Source organism: Pseudoflavonifractor phocaeensis (assembly GCF_016901735.1).
In the GTDB taxonomy this organism is placed as follows: Bacteria; Bacillota; Clostridia; order Oscillospirales; family Oscillospiraceae; genus Pseudoflavonifractor_A.
This window is the reverse complement of sequence record NZ_JACLZC010000179.1, coordinates 1-656: the sequence shown is the minus strand read 5'-3', so window position 1 is coordinate 656 and position 656 is coordinate 1. Positions and strand designations below refer to the sequence as shown.

1 protein-coding gene is annotated in these 656 nt (G+C 55.8%); it reads right to left on the bottom strand.

The genetic code is table 11. The annotated features are described in order from the left end of the window. On the bottom strand, positions 1-637 hold a 637-nt coding region (locus tag H7U37_RS16555), incomplete at its 3' end, for a recombinase family protein (protein WP_477742908.1). Between the last annotated feature and the right edge of the window lie 19 nt (positions 638-656).

Genomic DNA, 656 nt, shown 5'->3' with positions numbered 1-656 from the left:
GCCAGTCGGACGGGTCATTTTTTACCCGCTTATCCCGGTAGGACTTCTTGGAAGAACGGAAATTGACGGTATGCCCCATATATTCCGGTTTCTCCAGCATGGAGCTGACCGTGAAGCCATACCAGTCATAGGGGCGGCTGGTGTCCACGGTGTTCTTCCGGCTGCCTCTGCCGTTTCGTGCCAGATAATAGGCGGGGCACTCCACCTTTTCCCGTGTGAGTATCTTGGAAATCTCATAGGGGCCGTGCCCCTCCACCGCAAGCCGGAAGATCCGCCGCACCACGGCGGCGGCTTCCTCGTCCACCAGCCAGTGGTCCTTGTCCGACCGGTCTTTTTTGTAGCCATAGATGGCGTTGTTGGTGGTAGGCTTGCCCGCCTTGCCCTTGACACGGTATGCCGCCGAAACCTTTTTGGACTGGTCACGCAGATACCATTCATTCATGATATTGAGAAAGGGCGCAAACTCACCGCTGTCCTGTTCCTCGCTGTCAATGTTATTGGCGACAGCAACAAAATGAACCCCATTCTGCCGGAACATTACCTCGGTATAAAAGCCGGTTTGCAGGTAGTTTCTGCCGATCCGACTAAGATCCTTACACAGCAGATGGGCCACCTTGCCCGCCTCGATGTCCGCCACAAGGCGCTTCCATGCGGGA